The sequence below is a fragment of the Desulfuromusa kysingii genome, from assembly GCF_900107645.1.
Classification (GTDB): Bacteria; Desulfobacterota; Desulfuromonadia; order Desulfuromonadales; family Geopsychrobacteraceae; genus Desulfuromusa; species Desulfuromusa kysingii.
The window spans coordinates 1-18,267 of record NZ_FNQN01000003.1; the positions used below are offsets into that span (position 1 = coordinate 1).

At 46.6% G+C, this 18,267-nt stretch carries 14 protein-coding genes; 10 read left to right on the forward strand and 4 right to left on the reverse strand.

All coding sequences use genetic code 11. The annotated features are described in order from the left end of the window. Positions 1-456 precede the first annotated feature (456 nt). The 4 genes from BLU87_RS05350 (at position 457) to dnaB (ending at position 5,442) form a co-directional block, all read left to right on the forward strand. Complete coding sequence (locus tag BLU87_RS05350) at positions 457-1,596, forward strand: PQQ-dependent sugar dehydrogenase (RefSeq protein ID WP_092345506.1); 1,140 nt, start codon at positions 457-459, stop codon at positions 1,594-1,596. 134 nt (positions 1,597-1,730) lie between these two features. After that, positions 1,731-2,063: a quaternary ammonium compound efflux SMR transporter SugE gene (sugE, locus tag BLU87_RS05355; RefSeq protein ID WP_092345508.1), complete on the forward strand. Its 333-nt coding sequence runs from the start codon at positions 1,731-1,733 to the stop codon at positions 2,061-2,063. 387 nt (positions 2,064-2,450) lie between these two features. Next, positions 2,451-3,872 (forward strand): hypothetical protein, encoded by a 1,422-nt coding sequence (locus BLU87_RS05360; RefSeq protein ID WP_092345510.1) that lies wholly within the window; start codon positions 2,451-2,453, stop codon positions 3,870-3,872. A gap of 199 nt (positions 3,873-4,071) precedes the next feature. Further along, positions 4,072-5,442 carry a replicative DNA helicase gene (dnaB, locus tag BLU87_RS05365; RefSeq protein WP_092345512.1) on the forward strand — a complete coding sequence of 457 codons (1,371 nt, stop codon included), beginning with the start codon at positions 4,072-4,074 and terminating at the stop codon, positions 5,440-5,442. Positions 5,443-5,507: 65 nt separating this feature from the next. On the opposite strand, the gene BLU87_RS05370 is transcribed toward dnaB, so the two are convergent. Genes BLU87_RS05370 through dusB form a run of 3 tightly spaced genes read right to left on the reverse strand, consistent with a single transcriptional unit; the run spans position 5,508 to position 9,048 of the window. Then, positions 5,508-6,947, reverse strand: a complete 1,440-nt coding sequence (locus tag BLU87_RS05370; RefSeq protein ID WP_092345514.1) for a sigma-54-dependent transcriptional regulator — start codon at positions 6,945-6,947, stop codon at positions 5,508-5,510. 5 nt (positions 6,948-6,952) lie between these two features. Further along, positions 6,953-8,071, reverse strand: coding sequence for a two-component system sensor histidine kinase NtrB (locus BLU87_RS05375; protein WP_092345516.1), 1,119 nt, complete (start codon positions 8,069-8,071; stop codon positions 6,953-6,955). Beyond that, the gene (gene dusB / locus BLU87_RS05380; protein WP_092345518.1) at positions 8,068-9,048 is read right to left on the reverse strand and encodes a tRNA dihydrouridine synthase DusB; all 981 of its coding nucleotides are present in this window, start codon (positions 9,046-9,048) and stop codon (positions 8,068-8,070) included. Before dusB ends, BLU87_RS05375 begins: the two co-directional genes overlap by 4 nt. Positions 9,049-9,395: 347 nt before the next feature. On the opposite strand from dusB, the gene BLU87_RS05385 reads away from it, so the two are divergent. Next, on the forward strand, positions 9,396-10,709 hold the full coding sequence (locus tag BLU87_RS05385) for a citrate (Si)-synthase (protein ID WP_092345520.1): 1,314 nt from the start codon (positions 9,396-9,398) through the stop codon (positions 10,707-10,709). A 167-nt stretch (positions 10,710-10,876) separates the two neighbouring features. Next, positions 10,877-11,557 (forward strand): YiaD family glycine zipper/OmpA-like lipoprotein, encoded by a 681-nt coding sequence (locus BLU87_RS05390; protein ID WP_092345522.1) that lies wholly within the window; start codon positions 10,877-10,879, stop codon positions 11,555-11,557. A gap of 36 nt (positions 11,558-11,593) precedes the next feature. On the opposite strand, the gene BLU87_RS05395 is transcribed toward BLU87_RS05390, so the two are convergent. Further along, the gene (locus BLU87_RS05395) at positions 11,594-12,454 is read right to left on the reverse strand and encodes a class I SAM-dependent methyltransferase (protein WP_092345524.1); all 861 of its coding nucleotides are present in this window, start codon (positions 12,452-12,454) and stop codon (positions 11,594-11,596) included. Positions 12,455-12,649: 195 nt separating this feature from the next. Here BLU87_RS05395 and BLU87_RS05400 point away from each other — a divergent pair, with 195 nt between their 5' ends. The 4 genes from BLU87_RS05400 (at position 12,650) to BLU87_RS05415 (ending at position 18,264) form a co-directional block, all read left to right on the forward strand. Further along, positions 12,650-13,843 (forward strand): class I SAM-dependent rRNA methyltransferase, encoded by a 1,194-nt coding sequence (locus tag BLU87_RS05400; protein ID WP_092345526.1) that lies wholly within the window; start codon positions 12,650-12,652, stop codon positions 13,841-13,843. A 42-nt stretch (positions 13,844-13,885) separates the two neighbouring features. Continuing rightward, complete coding sequence (locus BLU87_RS05405) at positions 13,886-15,655, forward strand: ATP-binding protein (protein ID WP_092345528.1); 1,770 nt, start codon at positions 13,886-13,888, stop codon at positions 15,653-15,655. Positions 15,656-15,668: 13 nt separating this feature from the next. After that, the gene (locus BLU87_RS05410) at positions 15,669-17,039 is read left to right on the forward strand and encodes a sigma-54-dependent transcriptional regulator (RefSeq protein ID WP_092345530.1); all 1,371 of its coding nucleotides are present in this window, start codon (positions 15,669-15,671) and stop codon (positions 17,037-17,039) included. 196 nt (positions 17,040-17,235) lie between these two features. Beyond that, entirely contained in the window at positions 17,236-18,264 is a 1,029-nt protein-coding gene (locus BLU87_RS05415) for a TAXI family TRAP transporter solute-binding subunit (RefSeq protein ID WP_092345531.1), read from the forward strand. Positions 18,265-18,267: the final 3 nt, after the last annotated feature.

Here is an 18,267-nt window from a genome sequence, read left to right on the forward strand (position 1 = left end):
GCGGAAGGAACCTGCCTTGGCAGGCGCTGGTATTGGGGCGACCTCTTTTGGTGCCTTTTCTATGTCGTGATAGAAAAGTCACTCGTCTGGCGGGACGAGACCCGCCGGTTCTTCTCTGACTTTGTGTGATAACCCATAAGGTCGCGGGGTTGCGGCCCTGCCCGACGCCTGGCTTTTTTGTCGTGCCACAAAAAAGTCAGCAAAAAAAGGCACCTGACCTCCTTGCCCTACGGGTTCCCTCCCTTCCACAGCTGCTTTGATGAGCGGCAAAAACTCTGGCTGTCGCCCTCAAACATTTGCCGCTCTGATTCTCAAATCAGCTGTTTCATTCCGGCTGCGTCACACGGGGGAGGGGAGCCTAACACTAGAAAAATTCCACCCCCAATACTCAAAAGTGTAGAAAATGGTAGAATCATCTAAACACCATTTTATGCCAACTTTGAAATGGAGAGGATTATGCAATCACTACGTTTAATCAGTTATCTATCCCTTTTATGTCTCCTGGTTTCAAGCAACGCTTATGCATGGCTATTTGGAAACACGATTAAAGGGAATGCGGGTTCAATTCTTGAATATGAGAGTTTTGGCTCATTTAATGAGCCTTGGGCTATGACTTTTTTGCCGAGTGGAAACTTGCTGGTCACTGAAAAACAAGGGTCATTGCTTTTGGTCGATCTGGATGACGATTCCAAAGTGTCAGTCAAAGGCTTACCCGAAGTCGCTTACAGCGGTCAGGGCGGGTTGGGTGATATCGTGCTTCATCCTCAATATAAAGAAAACCATTGGATCTATTTATCCTACGCTGAACAGGATGGGGCAGGAAATCGGGGCGCCGTTGTCGCACGAGCTCAACTTGATCCGGCGGCCACATCGCCGCACCTGGAAAACTTTACGGTCATCTGGCGGCAAACTCCCAAAGTCTCAGGGAGTGGCCATTATTCTCACCGACTGGCATTCGATCCAGATGGCTACTTATTTATCACTTCTGGGGAACGACAAAAACAGGCCCCTGCGCAGAGTTGGGAGCAAAATCTGGGTAAGGTTATCCGCCTCAATGCCGATGGCACCGTCCCGCCTGACAATCCGTTTCAAGATAAGGGAGAACTGGCGAAAACTTTTTGGTCGCTTGGGCACCGCAACTTGCTTGGGATTGCTTTTGATCAACAAGGACAGCTGTGGACTCATGAAATGGGCCCCAGACATGGTGACGAATTTAACCTGATCGTTGCTGGTGATAATTATGGTTGGCCAATTGTCTCCTGGGGAGACCAGTACTCCGGAATTCCTATTCCCGACCATGATACGCGACCAGAGTTTCATGCCCCTGAGGTCTACTGGATCCCTACTGTTGCACCATCGGGGCTGATCATCTATTCTGGCGCGATATTTTCGCAGTGGCAGGGGAATACTTTTATCGGTGGGCTGAGATCAAAATCATTAATACGGATTCAAATCGATGGAGATCAGGCCAAAGAGGTCGAACGTTTTGCTATGGATCAACGCATCCGTGAGGTTGAACAGGGACCTGAAGGTGCTATCTGGGTTCTGGAGGACGGGGATGATGGCCGTTTGCTTCGACTTACGCCAAAACAATAAGGTGGAAAATACGTTTTGTGCGGCTCTTCGTCCCACACTTTTGTCATGCCACAAAAGGTAAGAAACCTGTATGATCCCCTTTGGTTGCTATAATTCGTAAATTTACTTGATGTGAAAGGATAGAGTAACAAGTCATGGCGTGGTTTTATCTGGTTGTTGCAGGGGTTTTTGAGTGTGGCTGGGCGGTTGGTCTTAAATATACTGAAGGATTCACTAAGTTCGTTCCGTCCTTGCTGACGGTATCTGCAATGGCTATTAGTTTTGGTTTGCTCTCAGTTGCTATGAGATCAATCCCAATAGGGACTGCTTATGCCGTGTGGACAGGGATTGGCGCCGTAGGTGTGGCGATAACGGGCATGTTTCTTTTTGGTGAGTCCAAGGAGATCATGAGGATCGTCTGCTTGTTTTTGATTGTTGTCGGCATCATCGGCCTGAAGGTTTACGCTTCCTCGTCAGGAAACAACTGAACAGACAGTTTGACAATTTGCTGTGAAAGATTGCACAGAAGAATTTATTAAGTTTTACCCTCCATTAAGACAAAACTTGCCCCTTTTTATTTTCTTGCTATAATAAATGCTATTTAACTTTCTTGCGACAACGCTTTTGTTGTTGTTTTTTTGAGGTATAATTATGAGCATCGGCACGGCATGTTGCTCAAAGCAGAGGTGCCGTGTTTTGACTCTCGGACGAGCAAAGCTCATGCACTAATCTGTATCTGCCTGGTGTCTAAGTCAAAGGTTTTAGTAATATTTAATGGAACTGCCACAATGACCAAGAACATAGCCTGATCTCTATTGATATTGAGATCGGGCTTTTAGGTAGTATGTAGCATCACCATAAAATAGGAGGTATTCATGAACAAATCACGATTTTTTGCAACGGTGGAGAAATCATCATGCCATCTTTTTTCAGAGGCAACAGGCGAGATACCTAAGGCTGAGTTCTCGAAAGATGTTATCGAACAAAGATTACGATTTCGACAGCTTTTCTTCTTGCTGACCTTTGTGTTGATTCTTCTTTCTGTTAGCGGATGTAGCGATTCGGATGGTGGCAAGTCAACTTTGGTTATTGAAGACGCACAATGGATCGCATTTCAGGACGGTGATGGTGAATGGGAGGAGATTGAGATGCCTGATGATCTTATCTTCACTCCACCGGTGACTGACTCTGCCGGCCGATACGGTTTAGCCATACTTATCGCCAATGCAGAGGATCAAAGTGTCTACACAACCACCTTGCAGACCACTACGAATGAGATCCCCAGTTTTGACTTAAGGACTTTTTTCGATCAGGACGAAACGTCTTTAGAGGTTACTGTGGCAGAAAGTTCTCTTGGTGATGATTGGGGAAAGGTTTATGTTGGTGGTGACTATGACACTGTCTGGGATTCAAATCCAATCATCTTCTCTCCAGAAACCGTCCCATATGATCTCGTAGTGACTCGAACCCCCAATAATGTTAATTACCCTTCAGAGATGATCGTGAGGACGTTTGAGGCATCGGCGCAGACAGATGTTGATTTTGGCACAGCTGAAGATGTTGTTTCCCTTGACTCATCATATACTTTTACCTTCAATCCGAGTGGCTATTTTTCTGACGACGGTGTTCAGACGGATGGTTTCGAAGTCTATCTGCAAACCGCGAACAAAACACTGGTTTCTATGGGCTATGAATCTAACGAAGGGGCAACGTTTGTCAGATACTCTGCTCCTGAAGATCTATCTGTCGTTGCGCCCGGCGGTTTTTACCTGCTCGAGCTTGGCATTGATCTTGATGAGGAATCATCACTCTTTTATTCTAAAGGTTTCGCTTCCCCGGGTTTCTCTTTTGATGAAGACCTGGATCTTAGCATCTTGGTCCCTCTTGAACTTCAGCATGTTGCCGATACCAGTAGCGGTTCGATGTTGCCAGGTATGAGTTGGGATGAAACTCCTGCAAACACTGTTGCCTATGTCAGTTACTTCAACGGCACAGCAAACAGTATTGATTACTCTACGACGACTATAGTCACCGTTGGCAGGCAGGGAACAGAGAATTCTCTGATGATGCCCGACCTCAGCTCAGCTGAGAATTGGTACTCCCTCTGGTCCATTCCCTCGGAGGCTGAAGCAAGTGAGAAGCAAGCCAACGTGGTGATGTCATCAAAGGGGGTGAATGACCTTTCTACGGGAAATCTTTCATATCGCTCTGATTTGGGGGGTGGTTTCCTAGATGCAGGAGATTGGCTCGCAACCTATTCGAAGCGTTGGTTGAGTGAGGATATCGATCCACTCTAAGGTTTTAGCGTAACAGGTTCGGGGTGCGGATTTCTTGTTCGCGCCCCTTTTACGTCTCTCGAATGAAAAAAGATTAACCATCTATTTTGTTCGTCTTTTAAACGTGGCTCGTCCTATTCTTTTCCCCTGACGGTCTTCATCCTTTTTAAATCATCCCGACTCTGATATCCTGCCAGATCTATTGAATTCAGGAGTTGTTATGGAAGAGAAACACGGACATCGTTTACCACCACAAAATCTAGAAGCTGAAATGTCAGTGCTCGGGGGGGTGTTGCTCGAAAACGAGGCCCTTAACCGGGCATTGGAGTTCTTGACAGTTGATGATTTCTACCGTGGCAGCCACCGGAAAATTTTCAGCGCATTGATCCTCCTCTCCGAAAAAAGTGAACCGGCAGATCTGGTCACTTTAACCGCTGTTCTTAAAGATCGTGGTGAGCTTGAAGAGGTGGGTGGCAGCACCTATCTGGCGACTCTGGTCGATTATGTCCCGACGGCTGCCAATATCAGCTATTACTGTAAACTGGTAAAAGAAAAATCCGTTGCGCGAAAATTGATTGAGGCCTCAACGGCTATTGCAACCCGTGGTTATGACGGCGGGGATATGGAAGAGATCCTTGATCAGGCCGAAAAATCGATCTTCGAAATCTCTGAAAACAGAATGCGGCCCTCTTATTTTCCGGTGCGGGATATTCTTAAAGACACTTTTAAGTCGATAGAGGCCCTCTACGAACGTAAAGAACTGGTGACCGGAGTGCCGACAGGCTATCACGATCTGGATAAGATGACGGCCGGGTTGCAACCTAGTGACTTAATTATTGTCGCAGGCCGTCCTTCTATGGGGAAGACCGCTTTTGCGCTGAATCTGGTGGAATATGCAACCACCCATGCCGACAATCCGGTCCCGGCAGTGATTTTCTCGCTGGAGATGAGTAAAGAGCAACTGGTGCAACGGATGCTCTGTTCTTTGGCAAAGGTCGATGCTGGTCGGTTGCGCACCGGACATTTGGGCGAATCCGATTGGCCGAAGCTGACGATGGCTGCAGGTCAATTAAATGAGACCCAACTTTTTATTGATGATACCCCAGCGATTTCCGTGCTGGAGTTACGTTCCAAAGCGCGACGTTTGAAAGCTGAGCATGGATTGGGATTGATCATTGTCGATTATTTGCAACTGATGCGTGGTAGCAACCCCGAAAGTCGGCAGCAGGAAATTTCTGAGATTTCCCGTTCTCTCAAGGCGCTAGCCAAAGAGTTGGCATTGCCGGTTGTTGCACTGTCACAGTTGAACCGTTCTCTGGAAAGCCGGACCGATAAGCGCCCGATGATGGCAGATTTACGTGAATCTGGTGCGATTGAGCAGGACGCTGACGTTATCATGTTTGTCTATCGTGAAGCGGTGTATTGCGAAGATTGTAAAAGCCGTGAGCGAACCTGTGAAAAGGGGCATGATAAGGATGCTGAGCTGATTATCGGTAAACAGAGAAATGGTCCAATCGGTACCGTCCACCTGACCTTCCGGGGCGAATTTACCCGTTTTGAAAATCAGGCTCAACGGGATGACAGCTATTAATCGGAGTGTCCATGGTATAGGCAGGACTGCATTTAAAAATGCAGTCCGGATAAATTGTCAGTTGTCTATGCGTCACCACGTTTGACGTCAATTTCCAAGGTCTTTATCTTTTTTCGTAACGTGTTACGGTTAATCCCAAGGATCTGAGCTGCCTTGATCTGATTGCCACGGGTTTTTTGCAAGACGATATTAATCAGAGGGCGTTCGACCTGATGGAGGACCATTTCGTAAAGGGTGTCCATCTCGTGAAGATTCATCTGGGAGAGCGAATTTTCAAGTTTTTGTGCAACCAAGGTTTCTAGCGACTCGTCTTGGCGTTGATATTTTTTCCCTTCGAGTAAATCTGGAAAATCCAATGGGGTCAGGACCTGATTCGGAGAGAGGAGGGCTGCTCTTTTAATATTGTTCTCTAACTCTCGAACATTCCCTGGCCAGTTGTAGGTTTTGAATAGTTCTAATAATTCTTCGCTGTACTCCATGGCATCAATGCCGAGATCCTGCTTGGATTTCTGTAGAAAAAAATCGGCTAGCAAGGGGATATCATCACGCCTTTCGCGCAGCGGAGGCATCTTGATTGGGACAACATTGAGTCGATAATAAAGATCTTCACGGAACTGTTTCTCTTTGACCCGTGAAAGAATATCCTGATTGGTGGCGGCGACAATCCGCACATCAACTTGAATTGTCTGGTTCCCCCCGGTGCGGGTGATCTCTTTTTCTTGCAGGACTCGTAAAAGTTTTGCTTGTAATTCCAAAGGCATATCGCCGATTTCATCCAGAAAGAGAGTGCCCCCGTTAGCTTGTTCAAACTTTCCGATTTTACGTTCTGTCGCCCCAGTAAAAGCTCCCCGCTCATGACCAAATAACTCAGTTTCCAGTAACTCGTGGGGAATGGCAGCACAATTTAAAGCGATCAATGGTTTGCCAAGTCGTTGACTGTTAACGTGGATTGCCCGGGCAATCAGTTCTTTGCCGGTGCCACTCTCTCCAGTGACCAGAATAGTGACGTCAGAACCAGCGGCTCGACCGAGAATTTTGTAGATATCCTGCATCGCTTGACTGTTGCCGATGATCGCCCGCCCAACGCTGTAATGATCCTGTAATTCCTCTTTGAGATGATCAATTTTCCCTGTCAAATCCGCCGCTTTTTCTGCTTTGAGAATGATGGCATCGAGGGCCGTCAGGTCAAAAGGTTTTGTCAGGTAGTCATAAGCACCATGTTTCATGGCGGAGACAGCATTTTCCATCGTTGCCTCAGCCGTCATGATAATAATCAAGGTGTCTGGCGATTCAGCACGAAACAACTTAAGTAAATCTAGACCTTGAACCCCAGGCATTTTAATGTCCAAAATAGCCAGATCATAGTGGTTCTTTTGTGCCAGACTTCTGGCTTGTGAGCCATCTTCAGCAAGGTCAACACTGAATCCTTGTTTCTTCAAGGCTTTAGATAGAACCCAGCGGATGCTTTCTTCGTCGTCAGCGACAAGAATACGTTGAATAGCCATGCGATTTATCCTTTAGCGGTTTTATCCTCGCTTTGATTGCGGAGTAACGGCAGTGAAACTTTTACCTGAGTTCCCCCTTCATCTCTGTTGATGAATTCTAACATTCCGCCATGATCAGTAATGATTTTTTGACAAATGGGGAGTCCGAGACCGTTGCCGCTCTCTTTGGTCGTATAGAAGGGGGTGAGGATTTTCTCCAGTTCCGGAATCGAGATGCCTGGTCCCTGATCGCTGATGGATACTTGAACCATAGGAGTAGGACGGGTATCCGGAAGTCGTAAATGATATTCAGTGTCAATGCGGGTCGCGATGGTAATCTTACTATGATCCTGTGTCGCTTCACAGCTGTTCTTGATCAGGTTCAGAAACAGTCTCATTAACAAGTCATGGTCTCCCGGAATATCTGGGATGCTCGGATCCAGTTCCCAGGCAAAGACGATGCCACGATCACTAACCGTATTCTTCTGTAGAGTTATAATTTCATTGAGAATCTGGCTGATATTAACAAATTCAAGTTGAGTTTTTCGTGGACGAGAAAGGTTCAGTAATTCTTCAATGATGCGATTGACCCGTGTTGTTTCCCGCACAATGAGTTGCGTGTATTCCTGCAATTCATCGTTGCCTTCCAGTTCCATCTGTAAGAGTTGTGCAGAACCTTTGATGCCGCCAAGGGGATTTTTAATCTCATGCGCCAAGCCAGCAGCCATTGTTTCGATCATTGCCAGGCGATCGGCATTCCGTACCGCACCTTCCAAAGAGCGAACCCGGGTTAGATCATGAAGGACAATGACCGCTCCTTGTTGTGGAGCGGAAGCTGGAAAGATAGGTGAAGCGGTGACACTGACCTGATGTTGTTTGGAGTTTGACGTTCTCAAGGTTATGGTTTCATGGCTGGAAATGGAACGTCCATTTTCAAGGGTCGTCCGTGCCAGATAACAGAGAGTTTTCTGGGTTTTAAAGCACTCAAAAAACGATTGACCGATGGACTGTTTCTCTGATAATCCAGAAAAAAGCTGCGCCGAAGCATTAAAATAGGTGATCATCCCTTGCATATCGACGGCAATGATTGCGTCATCAATATTTTCTAAAATCAAGGCATATTCTTGGTGTGACAATCTATTCATGCGGCCTCAGCTTGAGAAAAGAAAATCCTGACGAGTTCTCGAATGTGATCAAGCTGTTCGGTTTTTTGTAAAGAGGCGCGGAAAAGTGCAGCACCTTCCATACTCCGTGTGTACCAGCAAAGATGTTTGCGCATTTCTAAAATAGCTTTTTTTTCTCCGAATTGGTCGTGGTGTAATTGCAGGTGTTGTAATGCGGTCTGATACTTTTCCAGTGGCGTGGGAATTGTCACTGGCTTACCCGCCAGTTGTTCAATGATTTGTCGGATTAGCCACGGATTACCGTATCCCCCACGACCTATCATAATAGCGTCACAACCGGTCTTCCGAAGCATCGCAATACCATCTTCAGGATTGAAAATATCGCCACTTCCAAACACTGGTATATTTAGCTCCGATTTTAGTGCGGTAATGTGTTCCCAGCGCGCACTTCCTGAGAAGCCTTGGCTTCGAGGACGGGGATGGAGGGTGATAGCATCAACTCCTTCTGCTTCGGCGATGCGACCGATTTCTAAAAAATTAAGAGATTGTTCGTCCCAACCTGAACGTATTTTTATTGTCAATGGGCCGGGGTAGACCTTGCGAACCGCAGCTACGATTTGTGCCACCCTGAGCGGTTCTTGAAGGAGGGCGCTTCCTGCTCCGTTCCGCACCACTTTTTTAACTGGGCAGCCCATGTTTAAATCCAGTAAGGTGGTTTCATCCTTGATGCTTTCAGCCGCTTTGGAAAGAACCATGGGATCTTCTCCAAACAGCTGAACCCCAAGGGGAAATTCATCTTTATGCGAGGTCAGAAGTAACCGGGTTTTCTTGCCATCACGGATCAACCCGTTAGCACTTATCATTTCTGAAAAAACCAGGCTGGCGCCAAAGGATTTCATCACTCTGCGGTAAGGTAGGTTGGTGATCCCTGCCATGGGTGCGAGGATGACAGGATTAACCAGTTGCAGTGACTTTATTTGAATAGGTTGTGTATGCATAATTATTAGGCATTTTATGCTCTCTGGGCCTGAGTGGCAAGGAAAAAACACCTGTTATGTGGTCTGAACCCACACAACTTTTAGGAGTATAAAATTGAATACTGTATACAATTTACCGCTTGACAATGGGGAAGTGAATTGCTAGAACAATATTTGTGAATTTAGGCGAAAGAAGGTTTACGGACTTGAGAAAAAGGGTCTGTAAACCCACTTCAAAATTAGTTTTATAGCCTGCATAAAAAGATGTTTTTTTGTGCAGTTCGATATTTCCGCTTTGCGGAATTTCTTTCTTGGCCCAGATGGGCTTCTCGATTGTTTATTTAACGTCCAAAAAAAGGAGAGAGAGTATGTCAACTTTGAAAAAGGTTCTAGCAGAAAAGATTGCTGCGCATCGCCCCCGCACAACTCGACTGGCTAAAGAATTTGCTGATGTGAGTCTCGGTGAATCTACTATCGGTCAGGCTATCGGTGGAGCTCGTGGTATCAAGTGTCTGGTTACTGATATCTCCTATCTGGATCCAATGGAAGGGATTCGTTTCCGTGGTTACACTATTCCTGAAACCTTTGCTGCGCTGCCCAAGGTTCCTGGTAGTGACTATCCTTACGTCGAAGGTTTCTGGTATCTGCTGATGACCGGCGACATTCCAACGATGGAACAAACTCTCGAAGTCGTTGAAGACTGGAAGAGCCGTTCCCAGGTTCCTCAATATGTTATTGATGTTCTTCGTGCTCTGCCACGTGACAGCCATCCAATGGTTATGTTCTCTTCTGCTATTTTGGCAATGCAACGTGATTCGGTCTTCTCTAACAACTACGCTGCTGGCAAATTCAATAAAATGACTTGCTGGGAAGATATGTATGAGGATTCCACAAACCTGATGGCTAAACTTGGTCCTATCGGTGCTTATATCTATCGGATGAAGTACAAAGGTGACACTCATATTGATGCCGATCCTGATCTGGATATGGGTGGTAACTTCGCTCATATGATTGGTCAAAGCGAAGATTACAAAAATGTGGCCCGGATGTATTTCATCCTCCACTCTGATCATGAGTCCGGTAACGTTTCTGCACATACCACTCACCTGGTTGCTTCTGCTTTGTCAGATGCATACTATGCCTACAGTGCTGGTATCAACGGTCTTGCTGGTCCTTTACATGGTCTGGCTAACGAAGAAGTTCTTCGTTGGACACAAAACTTCATGGCCAAACTGGGTGGCGAACTACCCACCGAAGAACAACTTAAAGAAGCTCTTTGGGCTACCCTTAACAGCGGCCAGGTTATCCCAGGTTACGGTCATGCTGTTCTGCGGAAAACTGATCCACGTTATACCTCACAGCGTGAATTCTGCCTCAACACTGAAGGTCTCAAAGATTACCCACTGTTTAAATTGGTCAGCATGATCTTTGATGTCACACCAGATATTCTGGTTGAACAAGGGAAAGCTAAAAACCCATGGCCAAATGTTGATGCTCAGTCGGGCGTTATTCAATGGTATTATGGTGTTACCCAGTACGAATTCTATACCGTTCTGTTCGGTATCGGTCGTGCCCTTGGTTGCTTGCCAAATATCACTTGGGACCGTGCCCTTGGTTATGCCATTGAGCGTCCTAAGTCTGTTACGACTGACATGCTTGAGGCTGCTGCTGGTATCAAGTAAGCGAGTTAGATTTTATTGTTCTTTGTTTATGGGAGGTCCCGTTTGGGGCCTCCCTTTTTTTATGGATTTTGTTTTGTCTGTACGGAGGGCGCTATTTTTTTCAATTCGAATCGAGTATAATTCCAAACAGTCACAGTTATATTTTCCAGATGTTAAAAGGGGTATTTATGAAACAAAGATTTTTGGCTGTTTTGGTTGTTTTTTTATTTATTGCTGGTTGTGCAACTAATACAACCCATCAAAATACGAAGAAAGGGGCGGGGGTTGGCGTTCTGGTCGGCGCGGTGTCGGGAGCTTTAATCGGATACCATAATGATCATTCTGGGGGCGCTCTCAGAGGGGCTCTGATCGGTGGTGCAGCTGGTGGTGCGTTGGGTGCTGGAGCCGGTGCCTATATGGATAAGCAACAGACTGAGTTTGAACAGGAATTGGCAAATGAACAGGCACAGCATCAGATAGAAATTGAACGGCAGCAGAATGAGATTCTTAAGCTGACGATGAATAGTGAGGTCTCGTTTGACTTTAACTCAGCGAATATAAAATCAACATTTTACTCACCCTTGACAAAGATCGCTGACATTATGAGTCGTTATCCTCAGACCCAGATAGTCGTGGTTGGTCATACGGATAATGTTGGTTCTGATCAATACAATTTTGAGCTTTCACTAAGAAGAGCGAATGCCGTTGCCAATTATTTAATTATGCGCGGGGTAAGTGCTGCAAGGATGGGGACAGAAGGGCATGGTGAGATGGAACCCATTGCTAGTAATAATACTGTGTCCGGTCAGGCGCAAAACCGCCGTGTAGAGATTTTTGTTGTCCCGAATGATAATGCTGGACAATATTGAATCTAAAGGTTGCTAGGGCAACCCGCTGAGGTTGCCCTAGTCTTTCGTTGCATCAGAAGGTTTATCTATCTCATCTAGAACTTCTGGTGCTGTCTTCTGGTGGATGTGTTTTTCTTTCTCTTTCCGGGTGGCGTAGATCAATAACTTTTTATCAGTGTACGACTCTACTTCACCGGCAAAAGATTCAATTTGAAAATAATCGTGGATCTTTTGGGGAGCGTCCATGAAAAACTTATTCAACTCCTGAACTTTTGCACGATTCAGTCCTGCGGTTTTGGTCCATTCTTGAAAGTCATGGGTTTTGGAAATAATCTGGATCTCTTGGAGTATCAGTTCAGAATCCTGAATCATTTCACGCCATTGTTCTTCATTGAATGCTTTTATGTGGGTCGGGTTACGCATTTTTTCCATGGTTTGAAAGAATTCTGCGATTTCAGGGTCTGCAGGCATTAAGGTGTCAATGATGGCCATTCGACCGCCTCGACGGAGAACCCGGTGAAATTCACGTAACGCTTTGGGAACATCTGGAAAGTGATGGGGAGCGATGCGACAGGTGAGCAGGGTAAAAGACCCTGCAGGGAAAGGGAGGTCTTCTGCATCTGCTTCGCGGAAAACGACGTTGTCAACGCGTCCCTCTTCGGCAATATGCTCTTGTGCTTTTTTGAGCATTTGCATAGTTAAATCCGAGGCCACAACCTGTCTGACCATTGGCGCAAAGAAAAGAGCCATGTGACCGCCACCACAGGCAACGTCGAGCATATTGTCATCATGGGAAGGTTTGAGTAGCTTTGCTGCTTCTTCCAGATCTTCGCCCCCGGAAAAATGGGTTGCCTCAACATATGCTGATGCAGTTCTACCGAACTGCTCACGAATTCTATTTTTAAATTTGCTGTTCATTCGGTCTCCTTCTATGTATTCCTTCGCCATTATAGCATTGTACTGTAATATTTTTGGAAATAATTAACAGCTTAATATTGAAACTGCTACTGAAATAGTATCTTATTCTTAAACTGGCACTTGGCGTCAAGGTTTGACTCAGTTACAATTCCGATGGTTTTAATCCATATCGTCGGTGTGAATAAAGGATGTTCTATGAAAAAATGTCGCGTTGGCCCCGAAACAATTCGTATGCTTGAGTTGGGACACCCTTGGGTCCTCGCTGATCGCTATACAAAACAGTGGCCTTCCGGAGAAGCAGGTGATCTGATTGCGCTTGTTGATGATAAGAATCAGCATTTGGCTACGGCTTTGTATGATCCCAAAGATCGGATTGTAGCGCGAATTCTTGATCGGAAAAAAATTCAAATAACTGTGGAATGGTTCGAAGAGAAGCTTCTTTTGGCAAAACAGTTGCGTGTGCATGCGCGCCTCCAGGAGACCGATGCGTACCGTTGGCTCAATAGCGAAGGCGATGGGTTGCCCGGGGTAACGATAGACCGTTACGGCGACTATTTGATGCTGCAATTGTACACTTCTGCCTGGGATGTTCATCTGGATCGATTGACGACCGCAGTACGCAATGTTTTTCAGCCGATGGGTGTCTACCGTAAATTGAGGCCACAGGAAACCCGTGCCTTGGAGGCGAAGCGGCGCAGCAAGGAATACAGCCGGGTGATTGCAGGCACAGCGGCCCCTGTCCCTTTGCAGGTGACAGAAAATGGATTGAATTATCTGGTTGATTTACGTGAAGGTCTCAATACGGGGCTGTTTCCGGATCAGAGGCGTAACCGACAGGAGTTCTCGGAGCGGGTTGCAGGAAAAAGGGTCCTGAACTTATTCGCTTTTACTGGTGCCTTTTCTGTTGCCGCTGCGGCTGCTGGAGCTCAAAAGGTGACCAGTGTCGATGTTTCGGCAAAGTATCTGGATATTGCGCGGGAGAACTTTTCCATCAACAGGATTAATCCGAAGCGACATGAATTTGTCGTCAATGATGTTTTTACCGAACTGGCAAAAATGCAGGGACAGCAGCGTTGTTTTGATATTATTCTCTTTGATCCCCCGTCCTTTTCGACTACGAGTAAGAGTCGTTTTTCTACTCATGGGGGAACGTCAAAGCTGGTGTTGGCGTGTTTGCCTCTTTTGGAATCTGGTGGCCTTCTCGTCAGTTCCAGTAATCATCAAAAGGTCTCTATGGAGGATTATCTGAAAGAGTTACGGCGGGGGGCTTTGCAGTCAGGTGATGACTTGAGGACAATCTTTATCGGCGGTCAGCCGGAAGATTTTCCTTGCTCTGTGAGTTTTCCTGAAGGTCGGTATCTCAAATTTGTCATCAGTGTCAAAAGTTAATCCGTCACTTAACCCTCTTTTTAGGTGGATCTACGCTTGCTCATGAAGAAATTATTCAGAAATATCAGCTTGTTCTGGGTGTTGATTATCAGTCTGCTGCTGGCGACAACTCTTGTCTGGCAGGCCACTCGATGGGCTTATACCGATGCCCTGAATACGCTGATAAAAGTCGGCGGAGAGAGGATGACACTGTACTCTGGTACTTTGCATGAAGCTCTGAGCCGGTACGCTTACCTCCCTTACGTTTTATCTCAGAATATTGATATCAAAATTTTGCTGAAGTCTTCCTTTAATGCTGATTTAGTGAATGATTATCTGCAATCCCTCAACGCTGAGGCCGGTTCTGATACTCTCTACGTGATGAGCGCTGTGGGCGACACTCTGGCGGCGAGCAATTGGCAGGATCCACAAACCTATATTGGCCATAACTATGGGTTCAGGCCTTACTTCACCGATGCAAAATCCAAATTGAAGGGGCGGTTTTTTGCTATCGGTGCAACCACTGGAAAGCCGGGATATTTCATGTCTCATTCGGTTTGCGATAATGGCCAGTTTCTGGGGGCAACTATCGCTAAGGTTGATCTGACCCCATTACAGGATGATTGGCATAAGGGGGGAGAAACGGTTTTGGTCAGTGATGCCAATGGCGTTTTGTTCCTCTCCAGTCGGGAGGATTGGAAGTACCGGACGCTGACGCAACTCTCTGAAAACCAGAGAACTATGATCCTTGCTGGGCGACAATACGGGGCTCAAGCTCTTGAATTGTTGCCTCTGGAGACAGTTGAGGTTTTGGCTGAGGGGCAAAAGATCGTCCGTTTTGATAAGGCGCTTTATCTGTTTCTCTCGCGGCCTCAGGAAGATCTTGGTTGGCAACTCCATCATGTGGCGCCGTTGGCTCCAGTGCAGGAACGAAGCCAGGCGGTGATGATTATCGGGATAGTCCTGACTTTGCTTCTTCTCGCCTTATCTTTATATGGCCGAGAGCGGCGGCAAAAGCAGATTTCACGACGGAAGGCACATCAAGCTGAGGCGATTCAGGCAATGAATCTGCGTCTACAGGCAGAAATTGCCGAACGGAATCGGACCGAAAGTGTTTTGCATGAGACCCAGAAAGAATTGGTTCAGGCTGGGAAGTTAGCGGCATTAGGACATATGGCGGCGGGGATTGTTCATGAATTGAACCAGCCTATCACCGCTATCCGTACTCAGGCGGCCAGTGGCCATCTATTGCTTGACCGGGGGGAAACAGGCAAGGTCCGTGAAACCTTCTCGGCTATTACTCGAATGACCGAACATATGGCATCGATTACAGCTCAACTAAAGACGTTCGCCCACAAAATTCCTCCGAAGCGTAAGGAGCGAGTTGTGCTTCAGGATTGCCTTGATGGCGCGTTAAATATGACTGCCTCAATGTTCAGTGATTTTGGCATCTCTTTACAGACCGAGGTTCCCGCCGCCCCGGTAGTCTTAAGTGGTGATCAGGTGCGGATAAAACAGGTGCTCGTGAATCTGATTCGTAATGCTGTCGATGCCATGAAAAATAGTGAAAAAAAAGTGTTGCAGATTAAAGTCACTGCCCTGCCGCAGGATGTTGAAATTGTTATCATCGATAGTGGGATTGGAATTGACGAACACAATATGGGGGAGTTATTTACCCCGTTTTTTACGACCAAAGATGTTGGTGAGGGGTTAGGCTTGGGGCTCTCGATCTCCTATCGGATTATCACGGATCTCGACGGCAGTATCAAGGGTAAGAGTCTTGATGACGGAGGAGCCTGTTTTACCATTAAGCTTCCTCGGATACAAAAATGAACGGAGCAAAAGAATGACAGAAGGTGAAAACCGGGTTTATTTAGTCGATGATGATGTCGAAATGCGCACAGCGACAGCGCAGTGGCTGGAACTATCCGGCTGCGATGTCCAGAGCTTCGCAGATGCACCGACCGCGCTGGCTGAACTCTCCAGCACGTTTTCCGGAGTTGTTGTCAGCGACATCCGCATGCCAAAGATGGATGGTATGACCTTTCTCACCCGTCTCTATGCTCTTGACTCAGATATCCCTGTAATTTTATTGACAGCTCATGGTGATGTGCAGATGGCCGTTGATGCTATGCAAAAGGGGGCTTATGATTTTATTGAAAAACCCTTTGACCCAGAATACCTCCTCGATATTGTCCGTCGTGCGTGTGAGAAGCGTCGTTTGGTCATGGAGAACCATGAGTTACGACGTCGTTTAGCAGGGGTGTGTGGGATTGAGCAACGTTTGATTGGCAACAGCCCTGAAATCTGCCGCTTGCGAGAGGAGATCCTTGATGTCGCTGATACTGATGCACCAGTGCTGATACAGGGAGAAACCGGGACCGGAAAAGAGGTGGTTGCCCGTTGCCTGCATGCCTTCGGGGCGCGTCGGGAAGGGAAGTATGTCCCCGTTAATTGTGGCGCTGTTCCTGAGAATATTTTTGAGAGTGAACTCTTTGGTCACGAGCGTGGAGCTTTTACCGGTGCTGATCGGCAGCGCATTGGTCGTTTTGAATATGCGCAGGGGGGAGTTCTCTTTTTAGATGAGATCGGAACCATGCCGCTACCCTTGCAAGTTAAAGTGTTACGTGCTTTGCAAGAACGCGAAGTGATCAGAGTCGGGAGCAACGAGGCGAAGCCGGTTGATATCCGTTTGATAAGTGCGACCAGTAAGGACCTGCTGACGGAGTGTTCCACCGGAACCTTTCGTGAAGACCTCTATTATCGGATTAATGTGGTTGAATTGCGGGTGCCGCCGTTACGTGAACGAGGTGAAGATATTCTGTTGTTGTTCAATTATTTTGTCAGTCTTGCTGCTGTGGCTTACAATCGCCCCGAAGTTTCATTGCCGAGTGCCGATATCGGTCTGATGATGAATCATGACTGGCCGGGAAATGTTCGGGAGTTGAAAAACATTGCTGAGCGGTATGTTCTCTCTTCGATCCCCATCGGACAACGTTTGACAACGGTGCTCCGGTCTCCGCATCAAGGCGCAATAAATTCTGAAAATACCTCACTGCAGGAATTGATGCGTTATCATGAGCGTTTATTGCTTGAACAAGCCTTGATTCGCCATTGTGGCGATGTTCAGGCGGTGATGACTGAGTTAGATTTGCCGCGACGGACATTAAACGAAAAGATGTCTCGACATCATCTCGACAGGAAAAACTACCTCTAGACTGCTCGGCAAGATCTTGCCGAAATAGATTTTTTGCTGGCATGATTTTGCTGAAAACTATCGTCAACGACACTCCATCCCCCCTTTCTTTGTAGTGAATAAGCTTGGCATACCTATTGCTCTATCATCGGTTGAGAAAAATAAAATAGTGTTTCCATTTTCGGAGACAACATTAACCGATCCCGAGGAGGATAAAATGTCAATTGCTAAAAGATTTAAAAAAGCAACCTTTTTACTTGTTGCCGTGTTTCTGTGCAGCTCAATTGCAACAGTTCAGGCTGCTCCTGTAGAACGCAATTATTTGTTAGCGACTGCATCGACCGGTGGTACCTATTATCCTGTTGGTGTCGCACTTTCAACAGTTGTCAAGGTTAAACTGCAACCGACGGAGAAGATAGGAATGTCAGCTATTAACTCCGCTGGCTCTGGTGAAAATATTAAGCTTCTGCGCGATAACGAGGTTCAATTTGCCATCCTTCAGGGCCTTTATGGTGCTTATGCTTGGAATGGTACCGGCCCGATTGCAGGTGAAGGTCCACAAAAGGAGCTTCGTTCAGTAACGATGTTGTGGCAAAATGTTGAGCATTTTGCGGTGATGAAGAAATTTGCGAAAACCGGAACAGTTGCTGACCTTGTTGCTATGAAGGGTGAGGCGATGTCGATGGGGAAAAAGAATTCCGGTACCTTAGGTTCGAATACCGTTTTACTTGGTAACCTCGGCGTTGATATCGAAAAAGACTACAAGCTGATTCATGTCGGATATGGCCCGAGCGCTGATGCTCTGCAAAATGGTCAGATCGCTGGATTCGGCATTCCTGCTGGTGTTCCCGCAAGTGCTGTTACCAAGGCAGCAGCTAATCTGGGCGACAAAATGGTTATTCTGGATGTCACTGATGAGCAGATGAAACAAGCTGATGGTGGTATGTTTCTTTGGACCCGTTTTGTGATTCCTGCGGGCACATACCCTGGTCAAGAAAAAGATATCAATACCATTGCTCAACCAAACTTCCTCAGTGCCCGTGCCGATGTCGATGAAGAAGCTGTCTATAAGATTACCAAAACTATTTATGAAAACCTCGCCTTTTTAGGTGCTATTCATGGTGCTACAAAAGTGATGGCTGTAGAAAAAGCTATTTCCGGTTTGCCAATGCCTCTGCATCCTGGTGCACTAAGATATTATAAAGAAGTTGGGATTAATGTTCCTGCCCGTCTGATTGCTGATTAATCT

Coding starts and splice junctions, on each gene's coding strand:
- BLU87_RS05385 (WP_092345520.1), top strand. CDS start 9,396: ATGTCAACTTTGAAAAAGGTTCTAGCAGAAAAGATTGCTGCGCATCGC.
- BLU87_RS05410 (WP_092345530.1), top strand. CDS start 15,669: ATGACAGAAGGTGAAAACCGGGTTTATTTAGTCGATGATGATGTCGAA.
- BLU87_RS05400 (WP_092345526.1), top strand. CDS start 12,650: ATGAAAAAATGTCGCGTTGGCCCCGAAACAATTCGTATGCTTGAGTTG.
- BLU87_RS05375 (WP_092345516.1), bottom strand. CDS start 8,071: ATGAATAGATTGTCACACCAAGAATATGCCTTGATTTTAGAAAATATT.
- BLU87_RS05360 (WP_092345510.1), top strand. CDS start 2,451: ATGAACAAATCACGATTTTTTGCAACGGTGGAGAAATCATCATGCCAT.
- BLU87_RS05350 (WP_092345506.1), top strand. CDS start 457: ATGCAATCACTACGTTTAATCAGTTATCTATCCCTTTTATGTCTCCTG.
- BLU87_RS05395 (WP_092345524.1), bottom strand. CDS start 12,454: ATGAACAGCAAATTTAAAAATAGAATTCGTGAGCAGTTCGGTAGAACT.
- sugE (WP_092345508.1), top strand. CDS start 1,731: ATGGCGTGGTTTTATCTGGTTGTTGCAGGGGTTTTTGAGTGTGGCTGG.
- dnaB (WP_092345512.1), top strand. CDS start 4,072: ATGGAAGAGAAACACGGACATCGTTTACCACCACAAAATCTAGAAGCT.
- BLU87_RS05405 (WP_092345528.1), top strand. CDS start 13,886: ATGAAGAAATTATTCAGAAATATCAGCTTGTTCTGGGTGTTGATTATC.
- BLU87_RS05415 (WP_092345531.1), top strand. CDS start 17,236: ATGTCAATTGCTAAAAGATTTAAAAAAGCAACCTTTTTACTTGTTGCC.
- dusB (WP_092345518.1), bottom strand. CDS start 9,048: ATGCATACACAACCTATTCAAATAAAGTCACTGCAACTGGTTAATCCT.
- BLU87_RS05370 (WP_092345514.1), bottom strand. CDS start 6,947: ATGGCTATTCAACGTATTCTTGTCGCTGACGACGAAGAAAGCATCCGC.
- BLU87_RS05390 (WP_092345522.1), top strand. CDS start 10,877: ATGAAACAAAGATTTTTGGCTGTTTTGGTTGTTTTTTTATTTATTGCT.